General features: G+C 47.9%; 23 protein-coding genes. 9 read left to right on the forward strand and 14 right to left on the reverse strand.

Annotated elements, in window-relative coordinates:
* Nucleotides 1-331: 331 nt before the first annotated feature.
* The gene (locus ACHWTJ_RS09010; protein ID WP_294750415.1) at nucleotides 332-1,081 is read right to left on the reverse strand and encodes an SDR family oxidoreductase; all 750 of its coding nucleotides are present in this window, start codon (nucleotides 1,079-1,081) and stop codon (nucleotides 332-334) included.
* Nucleotides 1,082-1,163: 82 nt separating this feature from the next.
* On the opposite strand from ACHWTJ_RS09010, the gene ACHWTJ_RS09015 reads away from it, so the two are divergent.
* Nucleotides 1,164-1,571, forward strand: a complete 408-nt coding sequence (locus ACHWTJ_RS09015; RefSeq protein ID WP_394679497.1) for a MerR family transcriptional regulator — start codon at nucleotides 1,164-1,166, stop codon at nucleotides 1,569-1,571.
* Here ACHWTJ_RS09015 and ACHWTJ_RS09020 read toward each other — a convergent pair.
* The gene (locus ACHWTJ_RS09020) at nucleotides 1,541-2,614 is read right to left on the reverse strand and encodes a low specificity L-threonine aldolase (protein ID WP_294746564.1); all 1,074 of its coding nucleotides are present in this window, start codon (nucleotides 2,612-2,614) and stop codon (nucleotides 1,541-1,543) included. The two genes, ACHWTJ_RS09015 and ACHWTJ_RS09020, sit on opposite strands and share 31 nt — an antisense overlap.
* A 124-nt stretch (nucleotides 2,615-2,738) precedes the next feature.
* Between ACHWTJ_RS09020 and ACHWTJ_RS09025 the strand changes: the two genes are divergently transcribed.
* Both ACHWTJ_RS09025 and ACHWTJ_RS09030 read left to right on the forward strand, forming a co-directional pair.
* Nucleotides 2,739-3,416, forward strand: coding sequence for a hypothetical protein (locus tag ACHWTJ_RS09025; protein ID WP_394679498.1), 678 nt, complete (start codon nucleotides 2,739-2,741; stop codon nucleotides 3,414-3,416).
* Between the two features lie 199 nt (nucleotides 3,417-3,615).
* Nucleotides 3,616-3,909, forward strand: coding sequence for a hypothetical protein (locus ACHWTJ_RS09030; protein WP_394679499.1), 294 nt, complete (start codon nucleotides 3,616-3,618; stop codon nucleotides 3,907-3,909).
* Between the two features lie 47 nt (nucleotides 3,910-3,956).
* Here ACHWTJ_RS09030 and ACHWTJ_RS09035 read toward each other — a convergent pair whose 3' ends face one another.
* The 7 genes from ACHWTJ_RS09035 to ACHWTJ_RS09065 all read right to left on the reverse strand — a co-directional run bounded on the left by ACHWTJ_RS09035 (nucleotide 3,957) and on the right by ACHWTJ_RS09065 (nucleotide 8,617).
* Complete coding sequence (locus tag ACHWTJ_RS09035) at nucleotides 3,957-4,499, reverse strand: Imm64 family immunity protein (protein ID WP_394679500.1); 543 nt, start codon at nucleotides 4,497-4,499, stop codon at nucleotides 3,957-3,959.
* A 24-nt stretch (nucleotides 4,500-4,523) separates the two neighbouring features.
* Nucleotides 4,524-5,660 carry a diguanylate cyclase domain-containing protein gene (locus tag ACHWTJ_RS09040; protein ID WP_394679501.1) on the reverse strand — a complete coding sequence of 379 codons (1,137 nt, stop codon included), beginning with the start codon at nucleotides 5,658-5,660 and terminating at the stop codon, nucleotides 4,524-4,526.
* A 134-nt stretch (nucleotides 5,661-5,794) separates the two neighbouring features.
* Complete coding sequence (locus tag ACHWTJ_RS09045; RefSeq protein ID WP_294741689.1) at nucleotides 5,795-6,040, reverse strand: phage holin; 246 nt, start codon at nucleotides 6,038-6,040, stop codon at nucleotides 5,795-5,797.
* Nucleotides 6,037-6,672, reverse strand: coding sequence for a M15 family metallopeptidase (locus ACHWTJ_RS09050; protein WP_294746570.1), 636 nt, complete (start codon nucleotides 6,670-6,672; stop codon nucleotides 6,037-6,039). Before ACHWTJ_RS09050 ends, ACHWTJ_RS09045 begins: the two co-directional genes overlap by 4 nt.
* Nucleotides 6,672-7,424, reverse strand: coding sequence for a helix-turn-helix domain-containing protein (locus tag ACHWTJ_RS09055; protein ID WP_394679502.1), 753 nt, complete (start codon nucleotides 7,422-7,424; stop codon nucleotides 6,672-6,674). Before ACHWTJ_RS09055 ends, ACHWTJ_RS09050 begins: the two co-directional genes overlap by 1 nt.
* Before the next feature lie 171 nt (nucleotides 7,425-7,595).
* Nucleotides 7,596-8,081 (reverse strand): NUDIX hydrolase, encoded by a 486-nt coding sequence (locus ACHWTJ_RS09060; protein ID WP_294746572.1) that lies wholly within the window; start codon nucleotides 8,079-8,081, stop codon nucleotides 7,596-7,598.
* A complete protein-coding gene (locus ACHWTJ_RS09065; RefSeq protein WP_394679503.1) occupies nucleotides 8,078-8,617 on the reverse strand; it encodes a DUF402 domain-containing protein in 540 nt (179 codons plus the stop codon). The genes ACHWTJ_RS09060 and ACHWTJ_RS09065 overlap by 4 nt, the downstream gene beginning before the upstream one ends.
* A gap of 149 nt (nucleotides 8,618-8,766) precedes the next feature.
* Between ACHWTJ_RS09065 and ACHWTJ_RS09070 the strand changes: the two genes are divergently transcribed.
* The 3 genes from ACHWTJ_RS09070 to ACHWTJ_RS09080 are packed head-to-tail and all read left to right on the forward strand — an operon-like array spanning nucleotide 8,767 to nucleotide 10,550.
* Nucleotides 8,767-9,876 (forward strand): GGDEF domain-containing protein, encoded by a 1,110-nt coding sequence (locus ACHWTJ_RS09070; RefSeq protein WP_294746575.1) that lies wholly within the window; start codon nucleotides 8,767-8,769, stop codon nucleotides 9,874-9,876.
* A 17-nt stretch (nucleotides 9,877-9,893) separates the two neighbouring features.
* A complete protein-coding gene (locus tag ACHWTJ_RS09075; protein WP_394679504.1) occupies nucleotides 9,894-10,268 on the forward strand; it encodes a YkvA family protein in 375 nt (124 codons plus the stop codon).
* A gap of 33 nt (nucleotides 10,269-10,301) precedes the next feature.
* Complete coding sequence (locus ACHWTJ_RS09080) at nucleotides 10,302-10,550, forward strand: hypothetical protein (RefSeq protein ID WP_294741698.1); 249 nt, start codon at nucleotides 10,302-10,304, stop codon at nucleotides 10,548-10,550.
* A 47-nt stretch (nucleotides 10,551-10,597) separates the two neighbouring features.
* On the opposite strand, the gene ACHWTJ_RS09085 is transcribed toward ACHWTJ_RS09080, so the two are convergent.
* Genes ACHWTJ_RS09085 through ACHWTJ_RS09095 form a run of 3 tightly spaced genes read right to left on the reverse strand, consistent with a single transcriptional unit; the run spans nucleotide 10,598 to nucleotide 13,112 of the window.
* Nucleotides 10,598-11,284 carry a polysaccharide deacetylase family protein gene (locus ACHWTJ_RS09085; protein ID WP_294741700.1) on the reverse strand — a complete coding sequence of 229 codons (687 nt, stop codon included), beginning with the start codon at nucleotides 11,282-11,284 and terminating at the stop codon, nucleotides 10,598-10,600.
* A gap of 17 nt (nucleotides 11,285-11,301) precedes the next feature.
* Nucleotides 11,302-12,429, reverse strand: a complete 1,128-nt coding sequence (locus ACHWTJ_RS09090; RefSeq protein WP_294749632.1) for a galactosyldiacylglycerol synthase — start codon at nucleotides 12,427-12,429, stop codon at nucleotides 11,302-11,304.
* Between the two features lie 53 nt (nucleotides 12,430-12,482).
* Nucleotides 12,483-13,112, reverse strand: a complete 630-nt coding sequence (locus ACHWTJ_RS09095; RefSeq protein WP_294741704.1) for a DedA family protein — start codon at nucleotides 13,110-13,112, stop codon at nucleotides 12,483-12,485.
* A gap of 159 nt (nucleotides 13,113-13,271) precedes the next feature.
* Here ACHWTJ_RS09095 and ACHWTJ_RS09100 point away from each other — a divergent pair, with 159 nt between their 5' ends.
* The 3 genes from ACHWTJ_RS09100 (at nucleotide 13,272) to ACHWTJ_RS09110 (ending at nucleotide 14,902) form a co-directional block, all read left to right on the forward strand.
* Complete coding sequence (locus ACHWTJ_RS09100; protein ID WP_394679505.1) at nucleotides 13,272-13,832, forward strand: DedA family protein; 561 nt, start codon at nucleotides 13,272-13,274, stop codon at nucleotides 13,830-13,832.
* Nucleotides 13,833-13,918: 86 nt separating this feature from the next.
* Nucleotides 13,919-14,329, forward strand: a complete 411-nt coding sequence (locus ACHWTJ_RS09105) for a DUF2231 domain-containing protein (RefSeq protein WP_294749630.1) — start codon at nucleotides 13,919-13,921, stop codon at nucleotides 14,327-14,329.
* A 30-nt stretch (nucleotides 14,330-14,359) separates the two neighbouring features.
* Nucleotides 14,360-14,902 carry a GNAT family N-acetyltransferase gene (locus ACHWTJ_RS09110; RefSeq protein WP_294749629.1) on the forward strand — a complete coding sequence of 181 codons (543 nt, stop codon included), beginning with the start codon at nucleotides 14,360-14,362 and terminating at the stop codon, nucleotides 14,900-14,902.
* Between the two features lie 21 nt (nucleotides 14,903-14,923).
* Here the strand turns inward: ACHWTJ_RS09110 and ACHWTJ_RS09115 are convergent, their stop codons facing one another.
* Together ACHWTJ_RS09115 and ACHWTJ_RS09120 are read right to left on the reverse strand one after the other, a co-directional pair.
* Entirely contained in the window at nucleotides 14,924-15,328 is a 405-nt protein-coding gene (locus ACHWTJ_RS09115) for a GtrA family protein (protein WP_035397577.1), read from the reverse strand.
* Nucleotides 15,325-16,281 (reverse strand): glycosyltransferase family 2 protein, encoded by a 957-nt coding sequence (locus ACHWTJ_RS09120; protein WP_394679506.1) that lies wholly within the window; start codon nucleotides 16,279-16,281, stop codon nucleotides 15,325-15,327. Before ACHWTJ_RS09120 ends, ACHWTJ_RS09115 begins: the two co-directional genes overlap by 4 nt.
* Nucleotides 16,282-16,290: the final 9 nt, after the last annotated feature.

Below are 16,290 nucleotides of genomic sequence, written 5' to 3' on the forward strand. Positions count from 1 at the left end.
TGAAAATGAGCGATTAACGTTAGCTGTGAACATCGCTATCGTGCTGATGGCATTATTTTTTATCAGCTTGAGATTTTCAAAGCGAAAACGTAAATAGGATGCTTATCGCTCTAAAAAAGTATGTAGAGGTGGTTAACTCGTGGGGCAATTCATGATTGTCGGCGCTCTGATGAATCTTCTGATCATAGGTGCAGTCGTTTATGTTGTATGGAAACTAGTCAAGAAAATTCTTAAAAAATAAGTGATTCATTCGTTTTAGTTCGTATGCATTATGTTTACATCAAAAGGTCCCTTTCTCATTTTCGAGAAAGGGACCTTGCTTGTTATTTATTTACCCTGCGTAATTGAACAACGGATCACGCAATTCGAACTCATACGTCTCACCGTCGACGATGCCGACGATCGCATCACTTTCGATCAACTGATGCAGGAAGCCTGCCATCTCAGCCGCTGTATGGTACTTCTTGACGTTCTTGCTGTAGTCGAATCCTGCTTCGCCACGCGAACGATCGGCGAATTCTGTTTCTGTCGCAGCCGGTGCGAGCACTTTCGCTCGGAGTTTCGCGCCGCCTTTTTGCAATTCTTGCGCGAGACCTTCCGTATAGGCACTGACATAGAACTTCGTCGCACAATACGTGACCGCATTCGGCACGATCCGGTAGCCACCTGCTGATGAGATATTGACGAGTGTCGTTCCTTCAACGTCATGATGATCGCGGACGAACAGACTCGAAAGAATCGTCAGCGCTTCGATATTCAAGCGAAGCATCTTCTCGATTTTCCCAAGGTCGATTTCCTGGACGAGATCAAAGTCACCGAATCCGGCATTGTTGATCCATGTTTCAATTTCAAGTTCTTTTAAGCCTTCATACAGATCGTGGACGTTTTGGTTATCAGAAAGATCGACTGACTTGAGGATGACATCACTATCTGGTGAGATTTGTTTGACTTCATCCCGAAGTTTTTCGAGTTCTGATGTCCGTCGTGCGACGAGGACGAGTGATTTCCCTTTTCCTGCGAGTAGTTTTGCTGTCTCATATCCAATTCCTGAACTTGCTCCTGTAATGACCGTGTACTTCATGTAGCATATCCCCTTTTTGATTTGGTATAGTGAGAGTCTAATCCTTAGAGTGAACTCTAAGTCAAGCAGAAAGGTGAGATGTATGTATACGATTTCTGAAATCAGTCGATTGACCGATACGAGTGCCCATACGATTCGCTATTACGAGAAAGAAGGGCTACTGTATCCGAAGCGTCAGAACGGTCAACGTCGATACGACGACCAAGACGTGACATGGCTTCGGTTCGTCCTGCGCTTGCGTGAAACGCATATGCCGATTGAGCAAATCCGTTCTTACGTGACGCTGTTCCTTGCTCACGGTGAGCAGGATACGACGCGGGAACGGCTCGCATTGCTTGAGGCACACCATGCGAACGTCTTAGCACAACTGGCAGCATTACACGAAACGGAGCGAATGATCGCAGAAAAAGTCGACACTTATCGTCGCCTTCATCCTACGATTCCCGCTCCTGATGTTGTTCAATCCTCTGAGAACGCCTCCGTCAATTGACGAAAGACGGTTTCACGTTCGTCAGGCGTTAACGCGAGAAAACTATCGCCGATGTTGACTTCCGTCGCGCAGCCGCTATCTTTCTCAACTAGATAGCCAGCGATACCAACTTTTCCGTGCGACTGGATCTCGATCAACCTTTCCTCGACGACTGATTTTTCTTCTTTAAAGTAGAGATGAAACATGTTCGAGACCGGCTCAAGGGGGCGAGTTGAGATACCTGGTATCGCATTCAACTTGACCGCCAGCTCTTTTGCGGCCGCATGGTACTCTGCCATGCGGTCTTTTCGTTGTTCATAATAAAAATCAGCAGACAGAATATAAGGATATAGACTGATCAAGTCACCGCCGTAACGGCGTTTCCAGACCCGTGCCTCTTGGCAAAACGTTTCTGGACCGGCTAAGATTGCTCCTGCGACGCCGCCGAGTCCCTTATAAAACGAGATGTAGACACTGTCAAACAGTTGCGCGATGTCCTTCGCTTCTGCCTCATAATACGGTAAGACCTCAAGTAACCGGGCACCGTCCAAGTGAAGACGGATATTTTGTTTGCGGGCATACGTACAGATCACATTGAGTTCTTCACGCGATGGAAGCAATCCGCCGAGTTCGCGTTGCGGCAGTTCGAGTAACAGACAACTGACGTCCGGCAAAGCTTTGACGTCATCTATCGTCATCAACCGATCCGCTTCTCCAACTAGCACTGGTTCGATCCCGTGCAATTTCTTTAAGCCGTCCTGTTCGTGAATCTCGAGGTGACAGAGCGGGTGGTAAGCGACCTTGCGATTATCCCGTTCATCCGACCAGATGCGCAATGCAATCTGTTGCGCCATCGTACCGCTCGGAAAAAAGATCGCATCCTCATGTCCGAGTAACTCTGCCATCTTGCGTTCGAACACCTTAATCAATTCACCGTTGCCATAGATGTCGCTCGGTTGATTGGCAGCAACGCCCTGCAACGCTTCTTGTAACACGCCGACCGTCCGACTCCCATGTCCATCTAAACGTCTCGTTGTTTCCTGGTAACTCGTTCGTAAATCCATCTCGTTCATCCCTTTCTAAATCAATGACTATTTTTTGAAAAAATCAAAATATTCCCTTTCTACTTTTGCTATACTGTGTAGCGAAAGTCTGTTGAATGTATTCGTCAAAGGAGGTGTGTTTATCGTGCAGACGTTTCGTACTCGCCTATTGCTTCTTATTCCATTCGTCTGTCTACTGCTGCTTGCGGTACAACAAATCGTCCCATCACTCTATACGTCACTGCTTGGACGAATCGTTCCGGCATCGAATACCTATTGCGTCGACCGTTGTGGTACAAAGGAATCGATCTTCGATACGATCGAAGAAAGAACGTCTTATGGTGAGAGCACGGTCACGACGAGCGCATCCAATCCACCAGCTCCATGGTTCCGGACTGGATTTGACTCTTCCGTGACGACACCTCCTTATCTTCTCATATTGTGTCTCGTTCTCCTGTTTTGTGGGTGGTTTTTCTGGCAATATCTCCAGTGGTTGCGTCGACCTCGTATTGCTTCATCAGGATCTATGCTTCCGTCACGATTCCCGATCTTCATTTATGAGACAAAAGACCTGCCGTCCGACTCGATTCGGAGACAACTTGTTCGTTTTAATGAGCAACTCCCACTTTCATTACAACGACGAACATACGAAACCGTGACCGAGTGGTTCGATCGTATCGCCTTTCCTTCTCCTGTTGATCCACTTTATTTTGAGGTGAGGTATAGTGAAATCCCAGATATCTCGACTCATCAGCTCACCTTCTTCACTCAGGAATTGGAACATTATTTGCGAAGATGTTACACCCATCCCTCAATCTCGTAACGTACCATTCATACGTCTAGCTCAATGGAGCAAGACGTTTTTTATATACGTTCAATATGATGTCACGAAATAAATTTCCAAACCTTTTCGTCGATTGAATTGACTTTTTTTCAAAAACGAACGATTAGTTACCAAGAAACTGGGTATTATAGACTATAGTAGATAGAATCTTTCAACTAGAAGAGTGAGGTGAGAGAGGATGATCAGTGCCCAAGAAGCCTATTACATTAAGAAAGAATTAAATGAAAAATTCGAGGATCCACGAATTTCTTGTAATTTTTCGATTTTTTCGCTCGAACCCTTTCAGCTTCTCTTGCATGTTCAGGAAGACATTGACGAACTTAGCACAGAGATCAGGTATGGCTTGAGCCGGAAGATCCGTTCCCAACTCACACAACTCGATGCGCGCGTCGGGGGTGAACCCGTTAAGACGGTCTATGTCATATCCGCCCCTCTCATTTCCGATCGATCGTATTGTGTCATCTTACAATGAACATAAAAATACCCCGTATGAGAAGCGAACTCTCACGCGGGGTATTTTTATGTTCGTCGGTCTGTAAAACCATCGATTTTCCACGCATTCTTTAAAAAACTTTGTTGCTTGGACCAATAGATGATCGCATATTCTCGGTTGATGCGTTCCCGTTCCGTTATCGGATGCTCGATCTCTGCATCAAAATCACAAAAAGCATATAAAGCATTCGATTGATCTGCAATCCTCTGCATATCCTCCATGAAAATTGTCTCCTGCTGATCGAGTGACCAAGCAGTTAGATTCTCTTCTTGGAAACCGAATCGAAAACCGAAACAGTCTAGTTCTTTTTCAATCGTCATTCGAACCGGTACTGTTTTTAAACCATGGTACGCTGAGAAGACGAGTGAGGCATTCCCGTAATGTTGACTCAGCAATAGACGCCAGTCTTTCGGAAGACCTTTTTCCTCGCTCCAATGTGATCCCTCGATATCCGTCGCGTAACTGTATCCAAGAAATTGTATGTCTGAATGAAATGCATCCAAGACCGTTCGAGCAGCGTTTTCCATGTCGTGCATTGTTTCAAAGACAATTCCTACCTGAATCACCATTCTTCATTCCCATCTGATTATGCATTATCCTGCCATGTCACCGATCTGATTGCGTCCATTCTCTTTCGCCCGATACAACGCTTGATCGGCTTGGTCGATGATTTCTTTCTCCGTCGTCTCTGCTTCGGGTATGAGCGACGTCAAACCGAGACTGACGCTGACCCGACAGAGCGGTTCATACCGTTCATGTACGATATTCAAATCAAGAATGTCCTGACGAATTCGTTCTGCAATGTGCCGGGTTTCTTCTGCTCCACGCGCCAATAAGACTGTGAATTCCTCCCCACCATACCGTGCGACTTGACCGTGATGCGCTTGACGTTTCAAGACGCGAGCGACTTCCTTTAAACACTCATCTCCTTTTAAATGACCGTACGTATCATTGTAGGATTTAAAGGCGTCGACATCAATCAAAATTAGCGCAATCGGTGTTCGCTGTTGCTTCGCCTCCTCAAGGAGGTGTTCCAATCGTTCATCGAACGCCCGTCGATTCGAGATACCGGTCAAGGCGTCGTGCAAGGAGCGATGAATCAAGGCACGCTTGCTACGTTCCATCCGAAATGTCTGGATGAAGGCAATCAAGACAAGAACCGCGATGCTTGCGACGACAACGATGACCCACTTCGCAGCACTTGATGCTTGCTCGGAGCGATTCGTTGCTTCGGCAATGATACGATTGACGTCTGTCCGTAAACGAGTATCGATTGGACGAAATGTCTCGATATATTGCATCCCTTGATATCGTCTTGCCTCAGCGGCTGCTTGATCCCCGCTTCGAACGAGTGCCAGTTGTGCATCATAAAACCGGGTTGCTGTCTTGATTCGTGGAATCGCCTCTGTCCGGACGAGTTTCCGCATGATTGGATGGTTCGCATCGAGTTGGTTCAGCCTCTTGATCGTCTGATCTAGCCGATCAAGCGTCCGTTCATACTGTGCTAAATCCGTTTCGTTCGGTGACAGGATATAACTTCGGACACTGAGTTCTAGATTTAGTAACGCCGGAAACAATTCAGCTGCTTCCGTCGAGATCGGGATCGCCTCATTTAAGATGCGTGCATTCTCTCGTTCGATTTTCAGGAAAGCTTGATAGCTCCAAACGCATGTAAGTAAAAGCGCACAGAGTGCTAAAAACAAATACCGCTGCAACGTTGACCATTTCACAAAAAGACCGACCTTTCTTTCTCTATCTAATTGACTAGCGTCTATTTCGTATATCAGTGTCTTGAAATCAAACTGTTAGTCGTTTGTATGAAATAATGCCCGTTGCCGACACATTCCAAACGCTTCCATCCTACTCAATCGGTCATGGATGTGCTTTCCAGTTGTTCCTGTGCCTGTCTACGTCTTAGCGCCCGTTCAGTCACGTCATTGTTCTTCCACCAAGCGACGAGTAGACCAACTAGTCCGATTAGCCCCGTCACGAATCGCTCGACGTCACTTGACGACACTGGCAATGCTGTAAAACCGAGCGTCGGTAAGATCAACTCAAGAAAGACATAAAGCGGAATCAAGAGGCGAATCCACGCTTGAAAACGAATCATGGCGCCACCGAAAATAAACGACGCCAGGTGAGTGGACCAACAATTCCATCAACGACAAGGCGATACGTCTGTTGGAACGTTCGAACGGCTTTCGTCAATCGCTCATCAAAGACTCCTGTCACCACAAGACCCAATCGTTTTTCGATCGCTCGGACGAGTTCCGGCGCTTGAATTCGTTCGCGTAGATAGTGTCCCGGTTTTGGTACATGGTGGCGGGCAAGACTGACATGATCGTACAGTTCAAAGTGTGGGTAATCGGGAAATCGAGACCAGTCGCCTCCCCAGTCCATTCCGTGCCGCTTCATCGCCTTAACGATCCGTCCGAGTCGGGCATCTGGCGGAGAAAGGAACAATGCCCCGTCTTCGTAAAGAAAGACATCAATTGCGACACCGAAGTTATGGTTCGATTGACCGCCGCGAGCTTGCGTCACGATGGGACCAGGTGTCGTCCGTCCTTTTGCATACAATGCGTTCTGTTCCGCGATGCTCCGAAAGCTTTGTGCTATACCGAGCTTGATTCCATACGGATAAAGCTCTCGTATCACGTCACGCACGATCCGGACAACAGACGGATGCATGCCGGGAACGGATAGTTTTTGATTCGCACGTCGGAGTAATTCTTCTAGCTGCATCAGGCTCCCTCCCTTGTCAGCGCTTGTAATAATTCAGCGATTTCGGCGTCGTCCGGTATGATTTGTTTTTTCTTATGGTGTGCTTCATATGCTCGTTGCGCCGCTTTTTCCTGTTCTACCCAATTTGGTAATTGAAATAATGAGTTGTTTCTACTTGACCGTTTGCTTATTCGTTTCGGACGTACCGCGGATCCGGTCGCAAGGCGCTTGACGACTTGTTCGATGTAACCAAAATGACGACTATTCGCCCGCGCCGCTTCTTCGATCGCGTACTGGATGCGCTCGATCGGATGTTCATTCGCAAGTAGCAATAATTCTTGCTCGATTCGTGGTGTCGCTTTGCCAAGATTCGACTCGTACTGTTGCACCAGTTCCTGTTTTAAAGTCGTTTTCTTCAAGACTTCTTCTTCGAAGGCGAGAGAAACCTCGGGGGCAGTCGTCTCTTGACTCGCCGGGGACGGCGCGTTGACACGGGTCAGGACACGGTAAGCATTCGAGGTCTGTCCCCCGTGTTTCGTGAACCGTTCGACTTTCTCGATCCGACCGCTTGCGATCAAGGACTGGATACACGACTTGACCGTCGATTTACTACACGGGACAGCGTCTGCGATCGTCTGATAGGACGGGAACGCTTGCCCATCCTGACCGCTGAAGCTTTCAAGGATGAAGTAGATCATCTTTTCATGGACTGACGCGAATGCCGTCCCGCTCCGTAAGAGCGTATGGGGAATCTTAAGATATGGGACATGCATGGTGATTCCTCCTTTCTAGGAGATATGACAGGAAGAAGTCGAGGATTGTTCGAAAAAAAAATATACGAACCAATCAAACAATGGGCTTGATCCGACCAACACTCCTGACGGTTTGACCTTTTGACGTTGCAGACATAAAAAACGCTCTCCGTTAACGAAGAGCGCTCCTGTTCACTTCAAGACGTTCCAACTCGAAAAACGTCGTGCCTCGAGATCAAGTTGCTGTTTCTCGATCCAGCGAAACGCTTCGAGTACGAGCGGTGACGCGTTATCGATCGAGACGTCACTCGCTTTGACCCAGCGCGCACCGAGCGAGTCTTGTCCGACGAATTGCTCAGGGATGCCAAGCGTTCCACCGGTCTGTCGGACGAGATAAAAGACGGCGATATGATGCACTTCGTCGAAGTCCCGCCAGTCCCATGGGAGCTTGAAGTCAGCGACGCCGATCTGTCGTTCAAGTGCCACCTCGAGTCCCGTCTCTTCTGTGAATTCACGGCGCATCGCCGTAGCGAGCGTCTCCCCTTCTTCGAGGCTTCCCCCAGGTAAATCATAACGATTGATATACGGTCCACCATTTTTATCGATGACGAGTAAGGCATCCTCCTTCATCAATAAACCATAGACACCGAACGCGCGATGGCAACGAATCGTTTTCATGTCTCATTCCCCCTTCTTTTCATCTGCAGGACAGTCGGGATGAATGAATCCAAAAAGCCGTCAAACGGAAACTGTTGCTGCGCGATTCGTCGTTGCAAGGTCTTTAGCGAAGTACGGGCGCGTTCAATCACATCAAGCGGGTAGTTGTACAGTTGTTGGTTCTCTAAAAATTCATCCTCGTCGACGACCGTCCACACTCCCTTTCGATGGACGAGATCAAGATCGAGATCGATAAACGATAAGGTCTCTTCTTGAAGAACCGGCGGAAGACAGATGTTGCAGTAGTACGTCACCTCTCCCGTCCGTTCTAGATCAAGACCGACCGTGAAATCCGCATCTAGCGGATAAAACTCGAGACTAAAATTATCGTATGTATAGACAGCTTCGCGACGATGATGAAAAAGCATCCGCCCTGGCGTATTCGCGACGAGCAGATAGTCTTTTGTCTGTTCAAGGACATATCCGTTCCACGAATAATGTGGACGTCCGTCTAATTTTCGCGCTTCAATCGTCAGACGTTTTGGTGCCAACTTCATCCCTCTCCTTCCCTGAAGCTCTCTTATTTTACCAAATGATTTCATTCAAGCAAGTCTTTACCTGAATCTTTAAAATTTTGAGACTCTCTCGTTGACATCCTTTATCAAACTGCTATCGTGAAAGTATCACACTCAAGGATGTGAAAGTCATGTTCATTGCCGAGTTGTTATTGAACGCTTGTATCGCCTTCACCGGCTTTTATTTGATCGCTAAAATCATCTATAGTCAACGTCTCGCATCGAGCAGTCTGAAGTCCCTCATCGTCGGTCTTGCAACCGGACTGCTTGGCGTGTTATTGATGTTTAAAGGAATCGCCGTCAACGAATCGTTGCGGATGGACTTACGTCATTTACCGCTCGTCCTGCTCGCTTTTTACGGCGTCCGCTCGCCTCTGATCATCGCGACACTGATCATCGGCTGCTCTCGCTTCTACTTCGGCTGGACTCCGCAAGCAATCGTCGCGTTTCTCGCAGTTCTTGGCATCAGCACCGGGATGTACTTTATTCATAAACGGTTGCTCCATCGACCATTCTTGCAAAATCTCATCATGAACGTTTGGGCCTTGTTCATGATATCGATTGCTGTCTCGATCAATCTCGGCTTCAGTGACGCTGCCCTTCGTTTACTCGCTTCGACATGGACGATCGGACTTGCGGTCGGACTGTTATCGAGTCTGCTGACGATCGACTTTCAGTTGCTCAACGAGCAGGTAAAGCGTTATAAACAATCGGCCGAACTCGATCACTTGACGGGACTCTACAATCGCCGCGTCTGGGATGAACGGACAGCGTTGCTTGAAGCAGAGGGACGTGTATATAATGTGCTTGCGCTCGATATCGATCATTTCAAGCATGTCAATGATACGTATGGACATGCGAACGGTGATCTCGTCTTGCAACAGTTCGCACGCATCTTGCAGGAAGAGACACGTCCGCATGATATCACGGCTCGCATCGGTGGCGAAGAATTCATGGTCCTCGTCTATGATTTGACACCGTCTAAAGTCACGAAGGTCGCTAACCGGATTCGGGAACGGATCGCGAACACCCGCTTTCAGCTCGATGGATTCCCGTCAATTGCCATCACGGCATCTATCGGAATCGCTCACGGGAAACATGTCGCCGTTCAGCGGATGAACATTTTAGCTGACGAAGCCTTGTATGCTGCGAAGGAACAAGGACGAAATCGTGTCATTCTGTATGAAGGGGATGGCGAGGCAGCTGTCACGACACAGGAACGGGAACCAGTTCGCTCATAAGAAAGGAGTGACCGTTTATGTTAGAGCGGATGAAACACGTCGCTAGACGGATGAAGCTTCAACTATCCATCCTCTCTTACGCGATCGAACATCCTCGTTTACCTCGTCATATCAAGTGGGGAATCGTTGCCTTGATCGCCTATACTGTCAGTCCGATCGACTTGATACCTGATTTTCTACCCGTCATCGGTCTGCTCGATGATCTCTTGCTCGTTCCACTCGGTATCTACTTCATCATACGTTCGATTCCTGAAGAAATTCTGACACAAGCACGACGCCGACTTGAACAACAAGGACCTCGCTCCTTTCCATTGCTCCAATGTTATGGTCTAGCATTCGTATTCGTTTGTTGGAGCATTGTTATCGGTTTTGTGATATGGTGGATAGTGTAAAATAATCCAATCCCATCCATAAGGAGTGGTTCGATGAAAACTGATTTTGAGTTCATGACGACTTCTGAAGCCATTCTATTCGTCAGTTCCTTTTTCATGTGGCTGTACATCGGGCGTCATTTCGTCATGATCACGACGTTCGATGACTTATTTTTGACGCCATCGTGGTGGTTACTGCTTCCAATCATCACTTTCATCCTATTCTTACGCTCGTTCGTCGTGCGACGCTTGATCCTCCATCATCGTCAAGAAGATGAGGACGACATGTCACGCAAGGCTTAATCCATGCAAAAGAGGACCTACCACGGAACTGGTAAGTCCTCTTTTTTTTAGGCTTGATCGATACGCCGAAACTGTAAGCCGCGTGCTTTCCACTCCGGTAAGAGTTCTTTCAGCGCCGCGATCGTTTGCACCGGTGCTTGTGGATCCGCACCGAATGTATCCCCATTGTCGTGGAGCAAGATGATGTCGCCTTCTGACACATTCGATAGCAGCCGTTTGATTTTCGCCTTCCCGCCCTCTAGCTTCCAGTCCTCCGCCATCTTCGACCAGAGAATCATTTCGTAAGCGGGAGGACAGAGGACATCTCCGGCATTGAGTGCCCCCCATGGCGGACGATAGACCGTCGGACGCTCACCGGTAATCCGTTCAATGATTGCTGCCGTCCGCTCGATGCCGGTCCGGACCGTTGATGGTCGCATCGACCAGTTCGGTCGATGGACATAATTGTGGATCCCGAGTTGATGTCCATCTTCATGCATCCGGCGTATGAGGTCCGGATGCGCTTCTGCTTTATGACCCACGACGAAAAACGTCACCTGAATGCTTTCTTGTTGTAAGAGATCAAGCAGCTCTGCCGTATAGACAGGGTCTGGACCGTCATCGAACGTCAAGGCGACGGATCGTGAGTCCAGTGATTTCGTCACGCGCCATCCAAAGACGCGTGACGCCATATACGGAACGACCGTATAGGCAAGTGTCGCGAGAACTCCCGCTGTGACAAGACGTGAACGCATGTAAACTAACTCCCTTATTATCCATTTACTTTTTGACGACGCTCTTGCAGGCAACCCGCAATTCGTTCCGCGAAAAATCGCTGATCGGCTATGACGCGATCATTTTGATACTGCGTGATCGCTTGTTGCCAAACATGCATGACGTCCGGGTTCTCAAGCGTCCGACGGATGACGTCCGCGAGTGAATCCGTTTGATTAAAGGAGAACGCAAGCCCTTTCTCCATCAAATACGTACGATTGATCTCTTCTTGTCCCGGTAGGACATGTTGAATGAATAGCGGTACACGTTTTTCGAACGCTTCGCTGACTGTCACACCACCCGGCTTCGTGACGATCGCATCCATTCGATCATACAGCCGATTCATCTCATCCCGTGAATCGATATAGGCGAGCGGATGGATATGTGAATGACGTCGCGAGGCTAGTCGTTTATAAAGCATCCGGTTCTTTCCGCATAAGACATGAAAATCTGCTTCAACGCACTGTTCGATTTGCGCAAGCAACGTCTCGAGTTGACCGAGCCCACCGTTTCCGCCGGCGACAAGGATTTGTTTACGGGACTGTGTCGATCGAATGAACGAACCGCCAGAAATGACTGGATGAATCGGAATTCCCGTCACGAACAAGCGCTCATCGGGTACTGCATGATGCTCGTGCAATTCTTGCCTTGCCTCACGATTCGGCAACAGATGGTACTCGATATGCGTCTTTCCCCAGACGCGGCTGACGAACAGATCGGTATAGGCATTGATGACCGGTATATCACATAGGTTTCGTTCCTTCAATTGGTTCAAGAGATAGGACGGAAACGCATGCGTACAGATGATGACATCGGGCTGTTCTTCTTGAATGATCCGTAACAATTGTTGTTGAAAATAATGCGACGTCCACCCTGTCGACCGGGCATTACTCGAACGCCCGGCAATATGCTGATGATAAAAACGACTATAGCCGTTTGAGAAGTGTCGGATCCAGTTCAGGTAAAACTTCGATGTCACCCATTCCGCGAACGAACTGATCGTACTGAGCAATTCTACTTCCTTAACTTCAATCCCTGGTCCTTGCAATCGTTCAGCGATGGCTTCGGCAACAAGATGATGACCGGATCGCATCCTTAAAAAAGGAAAGATCACTATTTTTTGCATCGTTTGTCCACTCCTTCAAACTGTTCCGACGATCCTTCAAAAAGAAGTATCGTTTAGTCTTCTTTTCCCGCTTGATTTTTCCTTGAAACGACGCGTTTTTCAAGTCGCTTTCGCTTGAGCCCTTTCAACAACACTCCGAGCAGGAATAATACGAGTAAGGCAAGTCCGAAATACGGGACGACTTCCGGTTTGATATGAAATGTCTTACCGGCAAAGTGACCGAGCAAGACAAAGGGTACGACCCAAAGCGCGGAACCGATTGCCGATACAAAAAAGTACCGACCAAATGAAATTCGCTTCATACCCGCAAAATAGGGATTGATCTGTCGCACGCCTGGAATATAGAGACCGCCGATGATCGTTCGATTGATGCGTTCCATGTAGCCTTTTGATACCCGCTCCCAGCGTTCCTTCGTCAATCCGATGAATCGACCGTATCGTAGAACGGTCGGTCCGAAGAAACGTCCTGCCCCATATGCCGTCAACATCCCGACGAATGTTCCAGCGTATGCCGTCAAGATTGAATAGATCAATCGTTCTTCGTTCTGACCACTTAAGATGCCAATCAGAACGAGTAACGATTCTTCCGGTGCTGGAATCCCGACGATGCCAAAAAATAAAAAGATGAAAATGACACCGTATCCATAGGCATCGAGATACTGATTGACTGTATCCATGTTCATGTTGTCACGTCCTCTACTGCTGTCTTTCTATTTGATTTCATTGTCTTCTGACTATGTATTCGGTATCGAAGAAAAATTCCCTTTTCTCCTCTGTTTAGACCTTTTGTAGGGTTCATCTTTTTCTAAAATGGTAAAGAACTATTAAAGGAGGGATATAGCATGCACTGGCAACAACTGATGGAGCAGTATCGTTATCTTGGAATCATTCTTGCGTTGTTCGCTCATTTCATCCCGACTGAATTGATCCTGGCGTATGCCGGATATCTCGTTTCGATTCAAATTGTCGCTTTTTTACCGATGCTCCTGATTGCAAATCTTGCGTTCGTCGCCTCCCAAAGCATGCTGTATGCGATTGCATACTTAGGTGGACCACCCGTCCGATTCCGCTTAACACGGATGTTTCCAACTTTCAGTGAGCGATTGACGCAGTTTGAAGATCGTTTTCATCAGAAAGGAACTTATTATTTATTGCTCTCCCCGCTTTGGAAGACGTTGTTTGCCTGTCTCGCTGGATTTTTACGGATCCGCTTCTTGACGTTTGCAGGACTCACGAGTGTTTCATTTCTGATCTGGTCTCTCTTGTTCATGTGGAGTGGCGTTTTGCTCGGAGAACGTTGGTCCTTGATTGCCCAACTCGTCATGCGTCACGCAACTTGGGTCATCCTTGTCATCGTAATTCTCTTTTGGGGTTTTCGACGCGTGTTACATCGCAAGCAGTGATGCATGACCCTGTTGTTTAAAAATGAAACTTGTCTCCTTCTAATATTTGGTAGAATGCACCTAACTCATTGAAGGAGGTTCTTTTTATGCTGAATGGTATCCCGTTACACCCGCTTGTCGTGCATGCACCGATCGGACTGTTGTTATTCGCGACGTTGCTGTTGCTGTGTTCCCTGCAATGGACACGAATTAAGTTGTTCGCCTTGATCACACTCGTCGTTGGATTACTTTCCGGAATCGTTGCTTATATTACGGGAGACGGCGCTGAAGAATTCGGAATCGACAAGTGGAATTTAGAACGAGCTGATATTCATCAGCATGAGAACTTTGCTTTATACAGCCTGATTACATTTGGCATTTCGTTGTTATTTCTATTACTTAGCTATCGCTCAAAAGGAAAAGTCTGGTTGGCAGTCAGCCTGATCGTTGCGTTAATCGGCAGTGGACTTCTCGCTTACGCCGGTCACCTCGGTGGTCAAATGGTCTACACACGCTGACGCATTTCGACCTAGAAAATGGAGGTCTATATGTCAAATCCACTAACAATCAGCATCCGTCCGCTTGATTCGTCGACAGTCACTGTCGTCAATGATGCAAACGATACCTTTCCCGTCATCGGATACATTTCGCCTCAGTTCATCGATGGCGAATGGTCGTATGAAGAACAGCTCTTCGATCGACCGCAGTCGATTCGCTTTCCAGATGATCAACTCGACTGGACGTCCTATATCGATAGTGCGGACCGAATCGTCTTGCTCGCGTTTTCCGGTTCGTCGTGCGTCGGACAGATTCGAATGCACCGGGACTGGAACCGGTTCGCCTATATCGAAAACATCGCTGTCCGAAGTGACTATCGTCAGCATGGCATTGGTCGAAAACTTCTCGACGCCGCTACACAATGGGCGAAAGAGAAACAGTTAGTTGGTCTATCGCTGGAAGCCCAGCATGATAACGTGATTGCCTGTCGGTTTTATGTACGTCACGGATTCAAGCTCGGGGGTGTCGATACGCTGAAACAATTCGCGAATCCACACATCGATTGGACACTATACTGGTACAAAGTCTTCTGACATCAACAGACGCCCTCTCCCTCAACGTGGACCGGGCGTCTGTTTGGAGTTCTCATCAAATACCCAAACCGACTGTCCGATAAAGTTCAACCCTGTGTATAAGATCATCCCGATCAAGATGGCGATTGTTTCGGAAAGTGTCGGGAATAAATGATGAACGATGACTAAGCTCACGCGATAAGCAATTAGGTAACTCAGCACGACGACGAGCAGAAAACGAAGCCAGTAGCGATAGCCGCCCGTCGCCTGGCGAAACGTAAAACGTCGGTTCAACTGATAACTGACGAGAATACCGCAGCCGTTTCCGATTGCCGTCGCACCCCAGTAGCCAACTCGCATGAAATGATACAGAAATAACGTGATGGCAAGTCCGACGATCGTATTGATGATGCCGACAAGGAGAAAACGTCCGAACGTTGCAATCATTGGCATTTTTCCTCGACGACGTACCGGGGACGCCGCTTGACTTCCTGATAAATCTTACCGATGTATTCACCAATCAAGCCGATCCCAAACAGTTGTAACCCACCGATAAACCAAATCGACATCATTAAAGAGGTCCAACCATTGATTGTCTCCCCGATCATTTCCCGATAAAAGGCATACCCGACGAACCCGATTGAGACGATCAGCATTAACACGGAGATAAGGAATAATAGCTTGATCGGGCGGACACTAAAGGAAGTGATACCGTCCCATGCGAGATGTAGCATTTTTCGTAGCGGATATTTTGATTCCCCCGCTTGGCGTCGTTGGCGTTGATACGATACCGTCGTCGTCTTGAATCCGAGTGTCGGAACGATTCCCCGTAAAAACAGATTGCGTTCCGGAAAATCACATAACGTCTCGACGGAGCGTCTACTCATCAAACGGTAATCGGCATGATCCGGTATCGTCTCGACACCAAGTCCGCTCATGACGCGATAAAATCCTTCAGCGCTGGTCCGTTTGAACCAACTGTCAGACGAGCGATCCGCTCGCACTCCGTAGACAATGTCATGACCGACATGAAACTGCTCCAAGAAAGCGGGAACGATTCCTAAATCATCCTGTAAATCAGCATCGAGTGAGATGAAACACTCGGCTTGCGTCCGACTTTCCTTCAGACCACCAAATAATGCCTGTTGATGTCCGACATTATGGGCAAGCTTCAGACCATGGAACTGATCGTCTTGTTCATGGATTGCAGTGATACACGCCCATGTCGCATCCTTACTACCATCATCAACGAATAAGACGAACGAATCGTGAGCAATCAACCGCTCCTCTTTCCACTGCATGAGTAACGACTGCAACGTTCGAATCGTGAGCGGCAACACGTCCGTTTCGTTATAACACGGAATGATGAAAGCAACTGTTGGAGCTTCATACGTTTGCATCTTTTCTTC

Source organism: uncultured Exiguobacterium sp., assembly GCF_964277885.1.
GTDB lineage: Bacteria > Bacillota > Bacilli > Exiguobacteriales > Exiguobacteriaceae > Exiguobacterium_A.

Excerpts from the sequence above, each read along its gene's own strand:
- ACHWTJ_RS09010 (WP_294750415.1), bottom strand. The coding sequence starts at position 1,081 with ATGAAGTACACGGTCATTACAGGAGCAAGTTCAGGAATTGGATATGAG.
- ACHWTJ_RS09015 (WP_394679497.1), top strand. The coding sequence starts at position 1,164 with ATGTATACGATTTCTGAAATCAGTCGATTGACCGATACGAGTGCCCAT.
- ACHWTJ_RS09020 (WP_294746564.1), bottom strand. The coding sequence starts at position 2,614 with ATGGATTTACGAACGAGTTACCAGGAAACAACGAGACGTTTAGATGGA.
- ACHWTJ_RS09030 (WP_394679499.1), top strand. The coding sequence starts at position 3,616 with ATGATCAGTGCCCAAGAAGCCTATTACATTAAGAAAGAATTAAATGAA.
- ACHWTJ_RS09035 (WP_394679500.1), bottom strand. The coding sequence starts at position 4,499 with ATGGTGATTCAGGTAGGAATTGTCTTTGAAACAATGCACGACATGGAA.
- ACHWTJ_RS09045 (WP_294741689.1), bottom strand. The coding sequence starts at position 6,040 with ATGATTCGTTTTCAAGCGTGGATTCGCCTCTTGATTCCGCTTTATGTC.
- ACHWTJ_RS09050 (WP_294746570.1), bottom strand. The coding sequence starts at position 6,672 with ATGCAGCTAGAAGAATTACTCCGACGTGCGAATCAAAAACTATCCGTT.
- ACHWTJ_RS09055 (WP_394679502.1), bottom strand. The coding sequence starts at position 7,424 with ATGCATGTCCCATATCTTAAGATTCCCCATACGCTCTTACGGAGCGGG.
- ACHWTJ_RS09060 (WP_294746572.1), bottom strand. The coding sequence starts at position 8,081 with ATGAAAACGATTCGTTGCCATCGCGCGTTCGGTGTCTATGGTTTATTG.
- ACHWTJ_RS09065 (WP_394679503.1), bottom strand. The coding sequence starts at position 8,617 with ATGAAGTTGGCACCAAAACGTCTGACGATTGAAGCGCGAAAATTAGAC.
- ACHWTJ_RS09070 (WP_294746575.1), top strand. The coding sequence starts at position 8,767 with ATGTTCATTGCCGAGTTGTTATTGAACGCTTGTATCGCCTTCACCGGC.
- ACHWTJ_RS09075 (WP_394679504.1), top strand. The coding sequence starts at position 9,894 with ATGTTAGAGCGGATGAAACACGTCGCTAGACGGATGAAGCTTCAACTA.
- ACHWTJ_RS09080 (WP_294741698.1), top strand. The coding sequence starts at position 10,302 with ATGAAAACTGATTTTGAGTTCATGACGACTTCTGAAGCCATTCTATTC.
- ACHWTJ_RS09085 (WP_294741700.1), bottom strand. The coding sequence starts at position 11,284 with ATGCGTTCACGTCTTGTCACAGCGGGAGTTCTCGCGACACTTGCCTAT.
- ACHWTJ_RS09090 (WP_294749632.1), bottom strand. The coding sequence starts at position 12,429 with ATGCAAAAAATAGTGATCTTTCCTTTTTTAAGGATGCGATCCGGTCAT.
- ACHWTJ_RS09095 (WP_294741704.1), bottom strand. The coding sequence starts at position 13,112 with ATGAACATGGATACAGTCAATCAGTATCTCGATGCCTATGGATACGGT.
- ACHWTJ_RS09100 (WP_394679505.1), top strand. The coding sequence starts at position 13,272 with ATGCACTGGCAACAACTGATGGAGCAGTATCGTTATCTTGGAATCATT.
- ACHWTJ_RS09105 (WP_294749630.1), top strand. The coding sequence starts at position 13,919 with ATGCTGAATGGTATCCCGTTACACCCGCTTGTCGTGCATGCACCGATC.
- ACHWTJ_RS09110 (WP_294749629.1), top strand. The coding sequence starts at position 14,360 with ATGTCAAATCCACTAACAATCAGCATCCGTCCGCTTGATTCGTCGACA.
- ACHWTJ_RS09115 (WP_035397577.1), bottom strand. The coding sequence starts at position 15,328 with ATGATTGCAACGTTCGGACGTTTTCTCCTTGTCGGCATCATCAATACG.
- ACHWTJ_RS09120 (WP_394679506.1), bottom strand. The coding sequence starts at position 16,281 with ATGCAAACGTATGAAGCTCCAACAGTTGCTTTCATCATTCCGTGTTAT.